The 15,314-nt window shown below is 49.5% G+C and carries 13 protein-coding genes, 2 tRNA genes and 1 CRISPR repeat array; of the genes, 9 read left to right on the top strand and 6 right to left on the bottom strand.

All coding sequences use genetic code 11. The features are described 5' to 3' along the window. Nucleotides 1–5 precede the first annotated feature (5 nt). On the top strand, nt 6–575 hold the full coding sequence (gene cas6f / locus AEST_RS09740; RefSeq protein ID WP_008608778.1) for a type I-F CRISPR-associated endoribonuclease Cas6/Csy4: 570 nt from the start codon (nt 6–8) through the stop codon (nt 573–575). A 129-nt stretch (nt 576–704) separates the two neighbouring features. After that, nucleotides 705–3,194: a CRISPR direct-repeat array (repeat unit 28 nt; unit sequence CTTCACTGCCGAACAGGCAGCTTAGAAA). A gap of 128 nt (nt 3,195–3,322) precedes the next feature. On the opposite strand, the gene AEST_RS17190 is transcribed toward cas6f, so the two are convergent. Beyond that, nucleotides 3,323–3,393 (bottom strand) — tRNA-OTHER (locus AEST_RS17190). A gap of 154 nt (nt 3,394–3,547) precedes the next feature. Here AEST_RS17190 and AEST_RS17185 point away from each other — a divergent pair. Beyond that, entirely contained in the window at nt 3,548–3,772 is a 225-nt protein-coding gene (locus tag AEST_RS17185) for an addiction module protein (protein WP_169313975.1), read from the top strand. 95 nt (nt 3,773–3,867) lie between these two features. Here AEST_RS17185 and AEST_RS09735 read toward each other — a convergent pair whose 3' ends face one another. From AEST_RS09735 to radD, 4 genes are all read right to left on the bottom strand, one after another. Continuing rightward, nucleotides 3,868–4,077 (bottom strand): hypothetical protein, encoded by a 210-nt coding sequence (locus AEST_RS09735; RefSeq protein WP_008608773.1) that lies wholly within the window; start codon nt 4,075–4,077, stop codon nt 3,868–3,870. Nucleotides 4,078–4,120: 43 nt separating this feature from the next. After that, nucleotides 4,121–4,194: transfer RNA gene (locus AEST_RS09730), tRNA-Gly, on the bottom strand. A gap of 52 nt (nt 4,195–4,246) precedes the next feature. After that, nucleotides 4,247–5,455, bottom strand: coding sequence for an FIST signal transduction protein (locus AEST_RS09725; protein WP_008608772.1), 1,209 nt, complete (start codon nt 5,453–5,455; stop codon nt 4,247–4,249). A gap of 67 nt (nt 5,456–5,522) precedes the next feature. Continuing rightward, the gene (radD, locus tag AEST_RS09720) at nt 5,523–7,256 is read right to left on the bottom strand and encodes a DNA repair helicase RadD (RefSeq protein WP_008608771.1); all 1,734 of its coding nucleotides are present in this window, start codon (nt 7,254–7,256) and stop codon (nt 5,523–5,525) included. Nucleotides 7,257–7,344: 88 nt separating this feature from the next. On the opposite strand from radD, the gene AEST_RS09715 reads away from it, so the two are divergent. Further along, a complete protein-coding gene (locus tag AEST_RS09715; protein ID WP_008608770.1) occupies nt 7,345–7,740 on the top strand; it encodes a hypothetical protein in 396 nt (131 codons plus the stop codon). Nucleotides 7,741–7,745: 5 nt separating this feature from the next. On the opposite strand, the gene yhbY is transcribed toward AEST_RS09715, so the two are convergent. Then, nucleotides 7,746–8,042 carry a ribosome assembly RNA-binding protein YhbY gene (yhbY, locus tag AEST_RS09710; protein ID WP_008608769.1) on the bottom strand — a complete coding sequence of 99 codons (297 nt, stop codon included), beginning with the start codon at nt 8,040–8,042 and terminating at the stop codon, nt 7,746–7,748. An 81-nt stretch (nt 8,043–8,123) separates the two neighbouring features. Here yhbY and rlmE point away from each other — a divergent pair, with 81 nt between their 5' ends. The 6 genes from rlmE to tpiA all read left to right on the top strand — a co-directional run bounded on the left by rlmE (nt 8,124) and on the right by tpiA (nt 15,312). Beyond that, the gene (gene rlmE / locus AEST_RS09705; RefSeq protein ID WP_008608768.1) at nt 8,124–8,753 is read left to right on the top strand and encodes a 23S rRNA (uridine(2552)-2'-O)-methyltransferase RlmE; all 630 of its coding nucleotides are present in this window, start codon (nt 8,124–8,126) and stop codon (nt 8,751–8,753) included. A 48-nt stretch (nt 8,754–8,801) separates the two neighbouring features. Next, a complete protein-coding gene (gene ftsH, locus AEST_RS09700; RefSeq protein WP_008608767.1) occupies nt 8,802–10,730 on the top strand; it encodes an ATP-dependent zinc metalloprotease FtsH in 1,929 nt (642 codons plus the stop codon). A gap of 137 nt (nt 10,731–10,867) precedes the next feature. Further along, nucleotides 10,868–12,235: an IS4 family transposase gene (locus tag AEST_RS09695; protein ID WP_008608766.1), complete on the top strand. Its 1,368-nt coding sequence runs from the start codon at nt 10,868–10,870 to the stop codon at nt 12,233–12,235. Between the two features lie 65 nt (nt 12,236–12,300). Continuing rightward, a complete protein-coding gene (folP, locus tag AEST_RS09690) occupies nt 12,301–13,134 on the top strand; it encodes a dihydropteroate synthase (protein ID WP_008608764.1) in 834 nt (277 codons plus the stop codon). Nucleotides 13,135–13,137: 3 nt separating this feature from the next. Then, nucleotides 13,138–14,472, top strand: a complete 1,335-nt coding sequence (glmM, locus tag AEST_RS09685) for a phosphoglucosamine mutase (protein WP_008608762.1) — start codon at nt 13,138–13,140, stop codon at nt 14,470–14,472. A 102-nt stretch (nt 14,473–14,574) separates the two neighbouring features. Then, the gene (gene tpiA / locus AEST_RS09680) at nt 14,575–15,312 is read left to right on the top strand and encodes a triose-phosphate isomerase (RefSeq protein WP_008608760.1); all 738 of its coding nucleotides are present in this window, start codon (nt 14,575–14,577) and stop codon (nt 15,310–15,312) included. The last annotated feature ends 2 nt before the right edge of the window (nt 15,313–15,314 follow it).

Genomic DNA, 15,314 nt, shown 5'->3' with positions numbered 1-15,314 from the left:
TGACTATGGATAGTTATATCGAAATAACGGTATTACCCGACTTAGAAGCTGACGCCAATTTTCTAATGAACAACCTGTGCTCAAAACTTCACGCGGTGTTAGGGCAGGTGACTATGGGTAAAGTAGGCGTTAGTTTCCCCGGTTATGCTCAAACTGGTAGGCATCTTGGTTCTCAGTTGCGTATTCATGGCACGGCAAGCATGTTGGAAAAGCTGATGGCTGAAAATTGGCTAAAAGGGCTCAGAGATTACTGCCAATGCAGTGCGATACAGCCAGTCCCTGCTAATGCCAAGCAGCGTTACTTTGCCAGACGGCAAGTAAAAAGTGCACACAATAAGCGTCAGCGTTCAGTCAGCAAAGGCTGGTTAACACAGGAGGAGGCATTGGATAAGATCAGTGACGAGTCGCAAAAACTTTTGAAGCTGCCATTTTTGCAATTAATCAGCCGAGGTAATAAGCAGCAAATGAAAGTGTTTATAGAACAGGGACCGGTAGTTGAGCATGCAATAGTAGGTAGTTTTAACTCATACGGGTTAAGTCGATTATCTGAAAAAATAACAGTTCCTTGGTTTTAACCCTTTTTTTGACCAATCGCTGGCAGCCCTTACCATATAAGGGCTGCTTATTGCCTCTGTAAAAAGGGTAAATCAGACATAAAGTATAATGTTCTTTAATAATCAGGTTATTAGTGCTTAAATACGCTACTTCACTGCCGAACAGGCAGCTTAGAAATGCCAGAAACCCGTTGCAGCCGCAACCGTTACCTTCACTGCCGAACAGGCAGCTTAGAAATGATCATCAAGGTTTAAGTCTCCCTTGATAACCTTCACTGCCGAACAGGCAGCTTAGAAATGCGCCTCCAGCTCCAAAATCCGCTGCTCTGCCTTCACTGCCGAACAGGCAGCTTAGAAAGCAACACCGATGCCAACCTTCAAAAGCACATCCTTCACTGCCGAACAGGCAGCTTAGAAATGACTGCGCTCAAGTAGCGCGATGAATGACAACTTCACTGCCGAACAGGCAGCTTAGAAATGCAACGGTAACGTAAGATGGTTCAGACTCCTCTTCACTGCCGAACAGGCAGCTTAGAAAGCCACGTAAAATTTCGCGGTACTTGTTATAGGCTTCACTGCCGAACAGGCAGCTTAGAAACACTTGGGTCACGCTTTACCTGTGGTTCGCCGTCTTCACTGCCGAACAGGCAGCTTAGAAAACGCAGCGGGATCAGATATTCACCGGCCGACACTTCACTGCCGAACAGGCAGCTTAGAAAACGAAACCATATACCTGGTACCAACCGATTACCTTCACTGCCGAACAGGCAGCTTAGAAACTGCTGAACCAGCAGAACCCGAACCTGAATGTCTTCACTGCCGAACAGGCAGCTTAGAAAAAGCTGCAAAAGGCGGCTTTTGTGCTTGTAATCTTCACTGCCGAACAGGCAGCTTAGAAAGCGCACGGAAGAGACTTCTTCTTGTATATACACTTCACTGCCGAACAGGCAGCTTAGAAATTGAATGGTAACACGACCAACAAAAGTATCTTCTTCACTGCCGAACAGGCAGCTTAGAAAATAACTTCAACAGCGTAACCGGCCAGCGCCAACTTCACTGCCGAACAGGCAGCTTAGAAACCTCCCGGACGCCCCACAAATCTAGGCTTTTTCTTCACTGCCGAACAGGCAGCTTAGAAAATTACCTCGACAGCGTAACCAGCCAGGGCTAACTTCACTGCCGAACAGGCAGCTTAGAAATTTGCAGTGGTTGAGGCGTTTCAGTTCGCTTTCTTCACTGCCGAACAGGCAGCTTAGAAATGCACTGAGGATCGCGGTAAGGAGCTGCGCATCTTCACTGCCGAACAGGCAGCTTAGAAATCGAATTGCGCCTGAAGTTTGCAGCACAGCGTCTTCACTGCCGAACAGGCAGCTTAGAAAAATTCCGCGCAGCTAAGCGAAAAATTCAGCAGCTTCACTGCCGAACAGGCAGCTTAGAAATGTGCGACGCTAACCTGTGCGGCGCTAACCTGCTTCACTGCCGAACAGGCAGCTTAGAAATCATAGACGCCATCATCACGTAACCACGTAACCTTCACTGCCGAACAGGCAGCTTAGAAATGTACGGCGTTGTTAATTCTCGCTTCTGCATCCTTCACTGCCGAACAGGCAGCTTAGAAAATATTGGCGTCAACAGAAAGCACCTGCTCCCACTTCACTGCCGAACAGGCAGCTTAGAAATGCAACATGGCTTCTGCTATGTCTTTTAGCCTCTTCACTGCCGAACAGGCAGCTTAGAAAAAGCTAACCATATGCCTAATGGCCTTTTTAGTCTTCACTGCCGAACAGGCAGCTTAGAAATCAGCAGCCAGCCTTCCGTCCTTTGTGACGTTCTTCACTGCCGAACAGGCAGCTTAGAAAAGTTTAGAGCGTACAGCCGCCGCTGTTTTACCCTTCACTGCCGAACAGGCAGCTTAGAAATATGTCGGGCCAGGCCGTTGCATTGCCTACCCCTTCACTGCCGAACAGGCAGCTTAGAAAACTAGCAAACCCCCGAAACAGTGGTCGGCTGCCTTCACTGCCGAACAGGCAGCTTAGAAAGGATCAAACTGCATGGGGATGGATCTTTGGATCTTCACTGCCGAACAGGCAGCTTAGAAATGCTCGGATGGCGAGTCCGGAGTCGAGCAGGCCTTCACTGCCGAACAGGCAGCTTAGAAAGTTTGGCAGGATCAGCCCGTGGCTTTGGTTCCCTTCACTGCCGAACAGGCAGCTTAGAAAAATGGCACCATTGGCACCTTTATGGCCATGCTCTTCACTGCCGAACAGGCAGCTTAGAAATCTCGCGGCAACCGCGCCCGCACTCATTGCAGCTTCACTGCCGAACAGGCAGCTTAGAAAAACACCACAGCCGAACAAGTGGCACAAGATAACTTCACTGCCGAACAGGCAGCTTAGAAAATGCTGAACTAAACCGAACTTGGATCCAGCGCCTTCACTGCCGAACAGGCAGCTTAGAAACCTGGACAATCTATTTCATTAAGAGCTACTGCACTTCACTGCCGAACAGGCAGCTTAGAAAAGCACGACGTACCCGACGACTAACACCCTGATCTTCACTGCCGAACAGGCAGCTTAGAAATGGCTGAGCTGCAAAGCCGGCAGATGATCACGCTTCACTGCCGAACAGGCAGCTTAGAAATATCTCGTCAATCAGGTCACGTATCACATCACCGTCACTACCGAACGAGCAATTTATAGATCGTAAAATTCTGTTAAAAAGGGATTATGGAATTAATTTATAAGCACGCCGGTAGTGTTAAATAAAGCAGCTAATGGCGGGGGTCGAACCCGCATAAACGATCATAACACCGCCGCTTTACCATTAAGAGTACACTAGCTGCCCCAGTAATATAGAATATGGCCAAAAAGAGTGCTACAGCTTTAGTGTAATAATTGAGGAGCTGTGTAACTTCGATGCATCCTTCGCATGCTCCGGGTTAGTTGATATCGCGGGAATTCGGAGCGCTATATTTCAGTGGAAGCACGATGAGAATGAAAAGAGTAACGAAGTATTGCCAAAAGCAGCTGCCAAGCAATCCCAGCTTGATAAAAGCTGAGTTTGTTTCCATAAACTCAGAGATCCTTGCTACAGATTCGGGGTTGACAGCCTGGCAGTGCGCAGTTCTTACCTCTCGTTTAGACGATTACAAAAAAGATCCAGAACAAGGTGAAAACTGGGATTCTGTTATCACTGAACTTCGCTGCTACGCAACATAAGCTTAATCCCGTCGAATTCGACGGGATTGAAGGTGTAGCAAAAAAGCAAAGTCCCCGGATTCGAGGACTTTAAAGGCTTACGTAAACTAAAAAAATCAGCTGGAGATAAAAATCAGTGGCAAGTTAGTACCCGGAATACCGCTGTCTGCCATTAATACTGAAAGCCAAAGCAGAATAGCCAACAAGCCGCAGTAGGCCAGGATAGTGACTAAAATACCGGTGTCGGTCATAGGCTGAAGGGCTTTATCGCGCTCGTTGGCGTCACTTAATAAGTCGAAAGTGCCGATGATGCACAAAATTAACAATTAAGTTAATGCGCAAAGGGAAAAAGATAAAGAAATGACAAGATGGAGCGGGTGACGGGAATCGAACCCGTATCTCGAGCTTGGGAAGCTGGCATTCTACCACTGAACTACACCCGCAACGCAGAGCGCTAAGATACGGATTACGCTGCAAGTCGTCAAGCATCATGCACTAACGGCAAAGCAGAATTAGCACTGCGCTCCAATCCAGACTGCGACTATGCAGGCCTATGGGCGCAATTTCAACGCCGCAATAAATACCCAGCATTGGGATCTGAGCTGCAGTGAGTTGTTGTTGTATCAAAACAGCTTCAGCTTTGGAGCCTGTCATACGGCCGGCACAATCGAAATACAGTGCGGCTACAGGTTGGCTTTGCTCGGCGCGCATTTGGGTAAACAAGGCTGTTAGTTGGTTGGTAGCAGCAGCCTGAATACTTTGGCTATTGCGCTGCATTAAATGAACGGTAGTGCCTTCGGCCAGATCTGGTTCAAACAGAATAATGCCCTCGTCGTTGGGCAGAATGCCATTTATCAGTCGGGTGACATAGCTAGTGCTGTATAAATTGTGGGTTTGCTCCGGGTATTTAACGCCCAGGGCAAAATCAAGTACCGGCTTTTGATTGCGCCACGATCTGGTACCAATTACTTGGTCCAGCACTGCACAAACGGGTTGTTTATCTAATTCGTAAATAAACTGCCCGAAACTGCGGGTGATAGTAAAGCTACGTGACGTAAAAGGCTCACAGCCATGCATAGCCACTATGTAGGGGCGTAAGTTGCCACTAAATTGCAGTGCCAGAGCTGCATCATCGGTTAGTTGTCGCTGAAAAAACTGTTTCGTTGGTCCAAATACCAGATCTGCTAATAAACCCGCACCAGCGATAGGTAACTTTGCGGGTAAAGGCTTACGCAGAGCCTTAAGTAGCGGGGGCGAGGGGTTTAATATCGCAGGTTGCTGGGCATTGCCGGCATACCGAATTGAATCATAAAACAGAAGTAGCAGCTTGGCATTATTATTGGGAGCTAACTGTTCTGCCAGTGACGCTCCGGCTGCGCTGGGATCACGGCTTAACTGTTCGGCAAGTGCCGGGAAAAAATCCACATCGGTCGCCGCCAGCGCCATAGCGGCAGCAGCTTGACCGCCACTGACCAGGTGATTGTTAGTGATAACGCCCACGGCGGAGCCGCCGATAATAATGGTGTTGCCGCCACAATATTGCCGCGCACCATCCAGCAGGCGCTGATAGTCGGTCGCTGCATTGCAAAATAGCAGTAATACGGCAACTTCGGTAATGTTGCCCTGCGTTGCGGCGTCTTGGGCTAGTTTAAACCCGGCTGCAAAGGGCACTTTGGCGTCACAGTAAGCCACTCCGGCTTGCATAGAAAAATCCTTTTTTAGCAAATTGCTGCTATTTTAGTCTTGTCGGCGGCCTTTTGTAACTTTATTTTTATATTTTATCCCGATGCAGAAAACGCCCCTGATAATCAAAAAACGCCTCGACCAGTTGCCAGTGCTTTTGCTGCTTCTGCAACAGTAATAGTTGCGGTGGCTTAAAATAGACTGCCAGTGCAGCCAGCTCAGTCGCGTTGGTGAATGCAGGCAGTGGTAAGCCAGGTGCTTTGCTGTGTGGTTTGATAAACACTGCGTACAGCGCCCGGCGCTGAGCCGCAGTGTCCAGTTTAAACCAGCGATAAAACGGCGTGCCATCCACATCATAATAGGTAACTTTTAGCTGACCTTCTTCGGCACTTAGTTGCATAGCGTCACAGCGAAATAGATGATGATGTTGCTGACTTAACACCTCACGCAGTCGTTTGTCGGGATCAACCAGAACTGATTGGCATTGTCCGCAACTGCGGGCCGCGATGTCGTTCTCGGCACCACAATCCGGGCATTGGCGGCTGCGAAAGCGAAAGTCGCACTGTTGTTGGCTGTCGGCGATTAAACCCTGACAACGGCGGCCGTAGTGTTCGATAATATCGCCATCCTGGTCAGTCAGACCCCAGAATAAGTTAGCAAACCCACAACTGGGGCAGGGTACCTGTACCGGTTTTGCTTTACTATGCGGCTTCGGCGCCCCGACTTCCGGAAAAAAAATATCATAGCCATTCGCAGCATAGTCAATGATCAAACATTCGTCTTTACCGGGCGAGAGCCGTAAGCCACGTCCTACCATCTGCTGAAATAAACTGACTGAGGCGGTTGGTCTTAATATCGCAATAAAATCGACATGCGGTGCGTCAAAGCCAGTGGTTAGTACAGCAACGTTTACCAGAAACTTCAGTTGTTGTTGTTTAAACGCCTGTATCAACGCATCCCGCTCTGGATCCGGAGTATCGGCGGTAAGGATGGCGGCGGATTCATCAGCTAACAGTGTCATTATTTCTTTGGCGTGCTTAACGGTAGCCGCGAAAATAATCACTCCGCGGCGGTTAGCGCCTAAGTCGCGGATTTGTTTTACAATTAAGGTGGTGGCACGGCCCATTTTTCCAAGCAGAGAATCGACAGCAGTTGCTGAATAATCGCCATCCGGTGCCGGTGATAAGGCACTGAAATCGTACTGCGCGCTTAGTCCATCTAATAAACGCGGTGGTGTTAAGTACCCTTGTTTGATCAGTGGTCGTAATGGGTAATCAAACACACAGTGTTCAAATGCCGGATTGTCGGTATTACCGATTTTTCCAAAATAGTGGCTACGATAGATCCAGCCACTACCCAGCCGGTAGGGGGTGGCAGTGAGTCCCAGCAGTTTCAGCTGTGGATTAACGTTTTTCAGATGGCTAAGTAGTTGTTGATACTGACTGTTTTCGCTAAGGCTAACCCGATGACATTCGTCGATAATCACCAGTGAAAAAGGCTGTTTGAACAGTGTTTTGTTTGGCGTAGCAGACTGGACACTTGCGACCACGGTTTTTCCGGTGGGATCGCGTTGTTGTAAGCCTGCAGAAAAAATACTGGCACTCTGGCCCAGCTGAGCAACCTTATCTGCATTTTGTGCCACCAGTTCTTTAACATGGGTTAGCACCAATACCCTGCCACGCGCCCGGCGGGCTAACTCGGCAATCACTAAGCTTTTGCCGGCACCCGTTGGCAATACAATAACTGCGGACTCATCACGTTGTTTGAAGTGTGAGATGGCTGCCTGTACCGCTTGTTGTTGATAGTCTCGGAGTTTAATCATGGGGTTGTGATGTTCTGCTCGGACCAGGTAACACTATATTTCTTGATCATTCCGGTTATAGTAACAAGACGTTCCACCGGAGGTGTACATGTTATCTAAAAAACCTTTTGCGCTTAAACTGGAGCAGCGAGTTTTATGGGTTTCTGCGCAAGGTCTTTGGACCACTGCCAATGCCGAGCAGTATGTGCAGGAATTTCGGAACCTGGTCAAACCCATAGTCGCAGCGCCATGGGCATTGGTGCTCGATATTCGCCAGTGGCAGATTTGCCCGGCAGATGTACTCAAGCTTTGTGTGGAAAATACCGAGTGGTGTTACCGGCACCGATTGGCACATGTTGAAACGATTTATGCTGACAACACTATGGTGCTATGGCAGTTTGCCAAGGCAACCGCAGCCAGTAAACCAGAACAGTTGGTTAGCCAGGCTGCTGCAGATGAACAAAGCGCGCGTCAGGCACTGCAGCGTGCTGGCTTTCTTCAGTAAGCCGCCTAGCCGCGAGGCAGCTGAATTTTCTTATCTTCTGACTGGCGGTACAGCACCAGAATTTTACCAATGACCTGAACTTTCTCCGCCTTGGTTTCGCGGATAATCGCATCCATCACCAGTACTTTTTGCTCACGATCTTCGCCGGGTACTTTAATTTTAATCAGCTCGTGGAAGTTCAGGGCGTTGTCAATTTCGGCAACCACACCTTCGGTGAGGCCATTGGCACCCAGTAAAATAACGGGTTTTAAATCATGGGCTTTACTTTTTAAGAACTGTTTTTGTTTATTGGTTAAACTCATAAGGTTAGAATATCCGGTAAAAGCTTGAATTATGCCTATTGTAGCGCCATCTAGGGCATAAGACTATTTAAGAGTGGTAACATGACCAAGAAAAAACGCTCCGCCAGTTCAACCCGCTGGTTGAAAGAGCATTTTGATGACCATTTTGTGCAAAAAGCGCAAAAGCTTGGTCTAAGATCGCGGGCCTCCTTTAAACTGGAGGAAATCCAGCAGCAGGATAAGTTAATCCGCTCTGGGATGACAGTGGTTGATTTGGGTTCAGCGCCCGGCAGCTGGTCGCAATATGTGGCAGGTCTGGTGGGTCAGCAGGGGACGGTAATTGCCTGTGATATCTTGCCGATGGATCCACTGGCCGGTGTGGCATTTTTACAGGGCGATTTTCGCGAAGAGGCGGTTTTACATGCGTTACTGAGCCGGATCGGCGGTAAAAACGTAGATGTGGTACTATCAGATATGGCACCGAATATGAGTGGCAATGATACCACTGACCAGGCGCGATCCATTTATTTGGTGGAACTGGCGCTGGATATGTGCCATAAAGTGTTGAAGCAAAATGGTAGCTTTGTGGTCAAAGTATTTCAGGGCGATGGCTTTGAACAGTACCTGAAAGACGTGAGAGCAGTATTTAATACGGTAAAAATACGTAAGCCCGAATCGTCACGTGCCCGTTCACGTGAGACATATATCGTGGCGACCGGCTTCAAACTTTAGTAAAGTGTGCCGGTATTTCGATTTCTAGTTAATGATGAGGTTATAACCTTGAGCGACATGGCAAAAAATCTGATTGTCTGGTTAATTATCGCTGTGGTGCTGATGTCTGTATTTAACAGCTTTAGCCCGAACGAAAGTGCGGATCGCCAGACGAGCTATACCCAGTTTGTCAGGGAAGTAAACCAGGGCATGATCCGCGAAGTAAAGATTGAACGCAGCGGCGTGATCACTGGTGTGAAACGCAGTGGTGAGCGTTTTGAAACCGTGTTGCCAGTTAATGATCCCAAGTTGATGGATGACCTGATCAATAACGACGTACGGGTGCTGGGTGCTAAGCCGGAAGAAACCAGCTGGCTGGCCACCATCTTTATCTCCTGGTTCCCAATGTTACTGCTGATCGGTGTCTGGATTTTCTTTATGCGCCAGATGCAGGGTGGTGGCGGCAAGGGCGCGATGTCTTTTGGTAAGAGCAAAGCCCGCCTGATGAGCGAAGATCAAATTAAAACTACCTTTGCTGACGTTGCCGGTTGTGACGAAGCGAAGGAGGAAGTGTCTGAGCTGGTGGATTACCTGCGTGACCCGTCGCGTTTCCAGAAGCTGGGCGGCAAAATTCCAAAAGGCATTCTGATGGTTGGCCCACCGGGTACCGGTAAAACGTTACTGGCCAAGGCGATTGCCGGCGAAGCCAAGGTGCCGTTCTTCACAATTTCGGGTTCAGACTTCGTAGAAATGTTTGTCGGTGTCGGTGCCTCACGGGTACGCGACATGTTCGAGCAAGCCAAAAAAGCCGCGCCTTGTATCATCTTTATTGATGAAATTGATGCGGTTGGCCGCCAGCGTGGCGCCGGTTTAGGTGGTGGTCATGACGAGCGTGAGCAAACCTTGAACCAGATGCTGGTTGAGATGGACGGCTTCGATGGTAACGAAGGTATTATCATTATCGCTGCCACCAACCGTCCGGACGTGCTGGATGCCGCCTTGTTACGGCCAGGTCGCTTCGACCGCCAGGTGGTAGTAGGCCTGCCAGATGTGCGTGGCCGCGAACAAATTCTGAAAGTACATATGCGCAAAGTGCCGCTGGCTGAAGATGTGAAAGCCAGTGTGATTGCACGCGGTACACCGGGTTTCTCTGGCGCCGATTTAGCTAACCTGGTAAACGAAGCGGCACTGTTTGCTGCGCGCGGCAACCGTCGTGTGGTTAGTATGGAAGAGTTCGAGCGCGCTAAAGATAAAATTATGATGGGTACCGAGCGCCGCTCAATGGTGATGACTGACGCTGAGAAAGAAATGACGGCCTATCATGAAGCCGGTCACGCTATCGTGGGGTACTTGGTGCCGGAGCATGATCCGGTACACAAAGTCACTATTATCCCGCGTGGTCGGGCGCTGGGTGTCACCTTCTTCCTGCCAGAGCAAGACGCCATTAGCGTGAGCCGTCGTAAGCTGGAGAGTAAGATATCCGTCGCCTACGGTGGCCGTTTAGCCGAAGAGATGATTTACGGTACCGATGCCGTGTCAACCGGTGCGTCGCAAGATATTAAATATGCGACCTCGATTGCCCGTAATATGGTGACCCAGTGGGGCTTCTCTGATAAATTAGGACCGCTGTTGTATGCCGAAGAAGAAGGCGAAGTCTTCCTGGGGCGCAGCATGGCGAAAGCTAAGCATATGTCTGACGAGACAGCATCAATCATCGATTCGGAAATCAAAGCCATTATTGATCGCAACTACGATCGGGCGAAGGAGCTGTTGGAACAGAATATGGATATTCTGCACTCGATGAAAGATGCACTGATGTTGTATGAAACCATTGATTCCCGTCAGATTAAAGAATTAATGGAGCGCCGCCCGGTCAGCCAACCTGAGAACTGGGAACCGCGCGACAAGGGTTCAAAGGATGATGGCGATAGCACTGCCAAATCAGATAAGCCGGCACCAACGGTGACGGATAAACCCTCTGAGGGCAATGTGCACTAAAGCTGTTGCTGATGCTACTCAAACCCCGGTTTACCCTGTCTCTTATACACAAATCCCCCGGTTTTTACTGGGGGATTTTTTGAACTCTCCGCACGCTTTCCGATCAGATCTTTCACTTAATCTAAAGGTGAATACTGATGAACAATGCACAATGGGCAAAAAGTACTTTTGGTCAGGCCGACTTAGGGGATCCCCGCCGAACCACACGTCTGGTAAAGTTAGCGGAAACCTTAGCAAACGATCCAGGAAAGCCATTCGTGTCTATTACACAATCCCCCGCCGATATGGAAGGCGCTTATCGTTTTATCCGTAATGAGCACGTCAATGCTGACGCGATAGCAAAAGCAGGCTATCTGGTCACAGCAGCGCAAGCCGCCAAACATAATTTATTACTGGCTTTAGAGGATACCACTGCCATCACTTACAGCCATCGTTCCGTGCGAGATGAGCTTGGTCATGTCAATCAAGGAAATAACTATCGGGGCATACTTGCGCACAGCGTTTTGTTATTCGCTCCTGAGCAACAAGAGCTTGTTGGATTAATTGAACAATCCCGCTGGACACGGGATATCAGCACGCGCGGAAAGAAACATGTGCGAACACAAACACCTTATGAAGAGAAAGAAAGCTTCAAGTGGCAGTCTGCTTCGGTCAATCTATCGGCACGATTAGGCACTAAAATGGCCGATGTGATATCCGTCTGCGACCGCGAAGCTGATATCTATGAGTACTTGCAGTATAAGCTCTCAAAGCAACATCGCTTCGTGGTTCGTTCCATGCAGAGTCGCCATATTGAGCAGTCTGAACAGAAGCTCTACGACTATGCTGCAGGTCTTGAAAGCGCCGGACAAAAGCAAATCCATATAGCGCAAAAAGGTGGACGTAAAGCACGTACAGCAACAGTAGACATTGTCTTTGCGCCAGTCACGTTGCAAGTGCCGGCAAATAAGCGTGGCGAATCACTATCGCTTTATTATGTCGGGTGCGAAGAGCGAGCCGATGACAAAAACGCGTTAAATTGGCATTTGCTGACTACCGAACCAGTCCAGAGCAAAGCAGATGCACTGAACATCATCCGTTATTACGAGCATCGCTGGTTAGTAGAAGAATATCACAAAGCCTGGAAAACGGATGGTACAGATATTGAGAATGCCCGCTTACAAAGTAAAGATAACATTGAGCGGCTTGTGACCATCAGCGCCTTTATTGCTGTAAGAATAGTGCAGCTGAAGTTTGCGCGCGAACAACCAGACGAGATAAGTTGTGAACAGGTGCTGTCGCCAAAAGCCTGGAAATTGTTATGGATAAAACGGGTCAGCAGGACCTTACCTGACACCGTCCCCTCGATGAAGTGGGCTTATACCGAGCTTGCAAAGCTCGGTGGGTGGAAAGATACAAAACAAACCGGCAAGGCCTCGGTCAAGGTATTGTGGCAAGGATGGTTCAAACTACAAACCATCCTTGAAGGTTATGACCTAGCAAAGTCTCTTGAGGCTGACTTGTGATCAAGAGACAGGGTTTACCGGGGTTTGTCGTTTAATAAGCAGATCGTTCGACTAAGGTTTTTTGCATGCGTTTAGTTTTGCCTCGCCAGCGTGAGCTGGATTTAAGCCGCCCCCAGGTGATGGGGATATTGAATGTTACCCCGGACTCTTTCTCTGATGGCGGTAAACATCAGCAGCTAGAGCAGGCGGTCGCAGCCGCAGCCCAAATGTTACAGGATGGCGCCACTATTCTGGATATCGGCGGTGAATCAACCCGGCCGGGCGCTGCTGAGGTGGGTCTGGAGCAGGAATTAGAGCGGGTGCTCCCGGTGATTAGCGCGCTGCGCAGCCGCTTTGATTGTGTGATTTCGATTGATACCAGTAAGGCGGCTGTGATGTCAGCCGCGGTTCAGGCTGGCGCCGATATCATTAACGATGTAAGAGCCTTGCAGGAAGATGGCGCCCTGGCAACGGCCGCTGCGCTGCAGGTTCCGGTTTGCCTGATGCATATGCAGGGTGCGCCACGTACTATGCAACAGGCGCCGGACTATCAGGATGTGGTGCAGCAAGTGTTGGCATTTTTATTACAACGGGCGCTTGACTGCCAACAAGCGGGCATAGCGGCAACACAAATAATTCTGGACCCCGGCTTTGGCTTCGGTAAGAATCTGACGCATAACTATCAGCTGTTAGCAGCGATGGATAAATTTGTGCAAAGTGGTTATCCGGTACTCGCCGGAATGTCACGCAAATCTATGATAGGTCAATTATTGGATGTCCCGGTAACTGAACGTCTGGCGGGAAGTCTGGCGTGTGCGACTCTGGCAGCTTATGCCGGGGCGCAAATTATCCGGGTACATGATGTTAAAGAAACTGTGCAGGCTGTGCGGGTAGCCGCAGCGGCACGATACGGAGTCTAAGGAATGAGCAGAAAATATTTTGGTACTGATGGTGTGCGCGGACGAGTTGGGGATTTTCCGATTACCCCGGAGTTTGCGATGAAACTGGGCTGGGCAGCCGGGCGGGTGTTATCTGAGCGAGGTACCCGTAAAGTATTGATTGGTAAGGATACCCGTATTTCAGGTTATTTACTGGAGACCGCTTTAGAGGCTGGTCTGATTGCCGCGGGAATCGATGTACGACTGTTAGGCCCCATGCCAACACCGGCAGTGGCCTATTTAACCCGTACTTTTCGTGCTGAGGCGGGCATTGTGATCAGTGCATCACATAACCCTTATTATGATAACGGTATTAAGTTTTTCTCAGCCGACGGCACCAAACTACCCGATGAGGTTGAGCTGGCCATTGAGCATGAACTGGAACAGCCGATGCTGTGTGAGCCATCGGAAAAGCTGGGTAAGGCAACCCGGATTAATGACGCGGCCGGCCGTTATATTGAATTTTGCAAAAGCCATTTGAGTAACCATTTATCTTTAAACGGATTAAAACTGGTCGTTGATTGTGCCCATGGTGCTACCTACCATATTGCGCCGGCGGTGTTTAAAGAGTTAGGGGCAGAGGTTATTGCTATTGGGTGTAAACCAGATGGTCTGAATATTAACGATCAATGTGGTGCAACCCATACCGACTTACTGCGTGAAACTGTGTTAGCACAGGGCGCAGACCTGGGGATTGCTTACGATGGTGACGGTGACCGGGTAATGATGGTCGATAATTCCGGGCGGGTGCTGGATGGCGATGAAATTGTATACATTATTGCCCGCGCAGCGAAAGAAGGCGGCACCTTACAAGGGGGCGTAGTCGGCACTCTGATGAGCAATATGGGGTTAGAGTTAGCCCTGGCCCGTCTCGACATACCTTTTGTACGCAGTAATGTTGGCGATCGTTACGTGATGGAATTGTTGCGGGAGAAGAATTGGCGTATCGGCGGTGAAAACTCTGGCCATGTGCTGAATCTGGATCACACCTGCACGGGTGATGGCATTATCGCGTCACTACAGGTGCTGAATGCGATGTTGGGTAGTGGTAAGTCGCTGGCGGCACTTTGTGCTGATATGCGCAAACTCCCGCAGGTTCTGGTCAATGTGAAGTTTGCTAAAGGTTCGGCACCGCTGGATAAGTTGAATGTGCAACAAAGTATTCGCGAGGTTGAACAAGCGCTGACGGGTACTGGCCGGGTGTTAATTCGTAAGTCCGGTACCGAGCCCCTGATCCGGGTGATGGTTGAGGGTGAAGATGAAACGCTGGTGCGCCAATACGCTGAGCAAATTGCTGCCGCGGTTAAAATCGCCAGCTAACCAGTTAAAAAATGTGCAACCAAGCGCCATTATGACCGAAAAGCTTGTTCTAACGGACAAGCTTGGTTACTATCAGCCCGTTTTAGTAATGGATAACCATCAATGGCGCTTAAACCTCTGATTGCAGCCAACTGGAAGATGAATGGCAACCGTGAGCTGGTTAGCACGGTAACAGAGGCTGTCGCCTCGCTTTCGGCTGCGGTAGATGTGTTGGTATGTCCGCCGGCTACCTTGCTGCCGGTGTTTAAGGCGCAACGAAACTTTGCGTTAGGTGGGCAGGATGTTAGCGCAGCGCAAGCAGGTGCTTATACCGGTCAGTTAAGCGTTGCGTTGTTAAAAGAGGCATCAGCCAGCTATTGCCTGGTTGGTCACTCAGAGCGGCGGCAATATCAGTTTGAAAGCGATAGCTTGATTGCCCAGAAAGTGGCTGCGGCTATTGCCGGTGGCATTACACCGGTGCTCTGTATCGGTGAAACGCTGGCCGAGCGGCAGCAAGAAAAAACTGAGCAGGTTCTTGCGAAACAACTAGCTGCAGTGTATGCTTCGCAGCCCGAATTACTGAGCAAATCGGTAATTGCCTATGAGCCAATTTGGGCCATTGGTACCGGCGAGTCGGCAACACCGGAGCAGGCGCAGCTAACACATGCGTTTATCCGGGCGGAATTAAGCCGTTATGATGCCGAAGCGGCAACGCAGTTACGAATTTTATATGGCGGCAGTGTCAATGCAGCGAACAGCGCAGCACTTTTTGCACAGCCAGACATAAATGGTGCTTTGGTTGGCGGAGCCAGCTTAAAGCCTGATGAGTTTGTACAAATTTGCCTGAGCGCAAAGGACTAAGT

Origin of the sequence: Alishewanella aestuarii B11, from assembly GCF_000280055.1 — a bacterium.
Classification (GTDB): Bacteria; Pseudomonadota; Gammaproteobacteria; order Enterobacterales; family Alteromonadaceae; genus Alishewanella; species Alishewanella aestuarii.
Note: the sequence above shows the minus strand (reverse complement) of the source record. Positions and strands in the feature narration are given on the sequence as shown.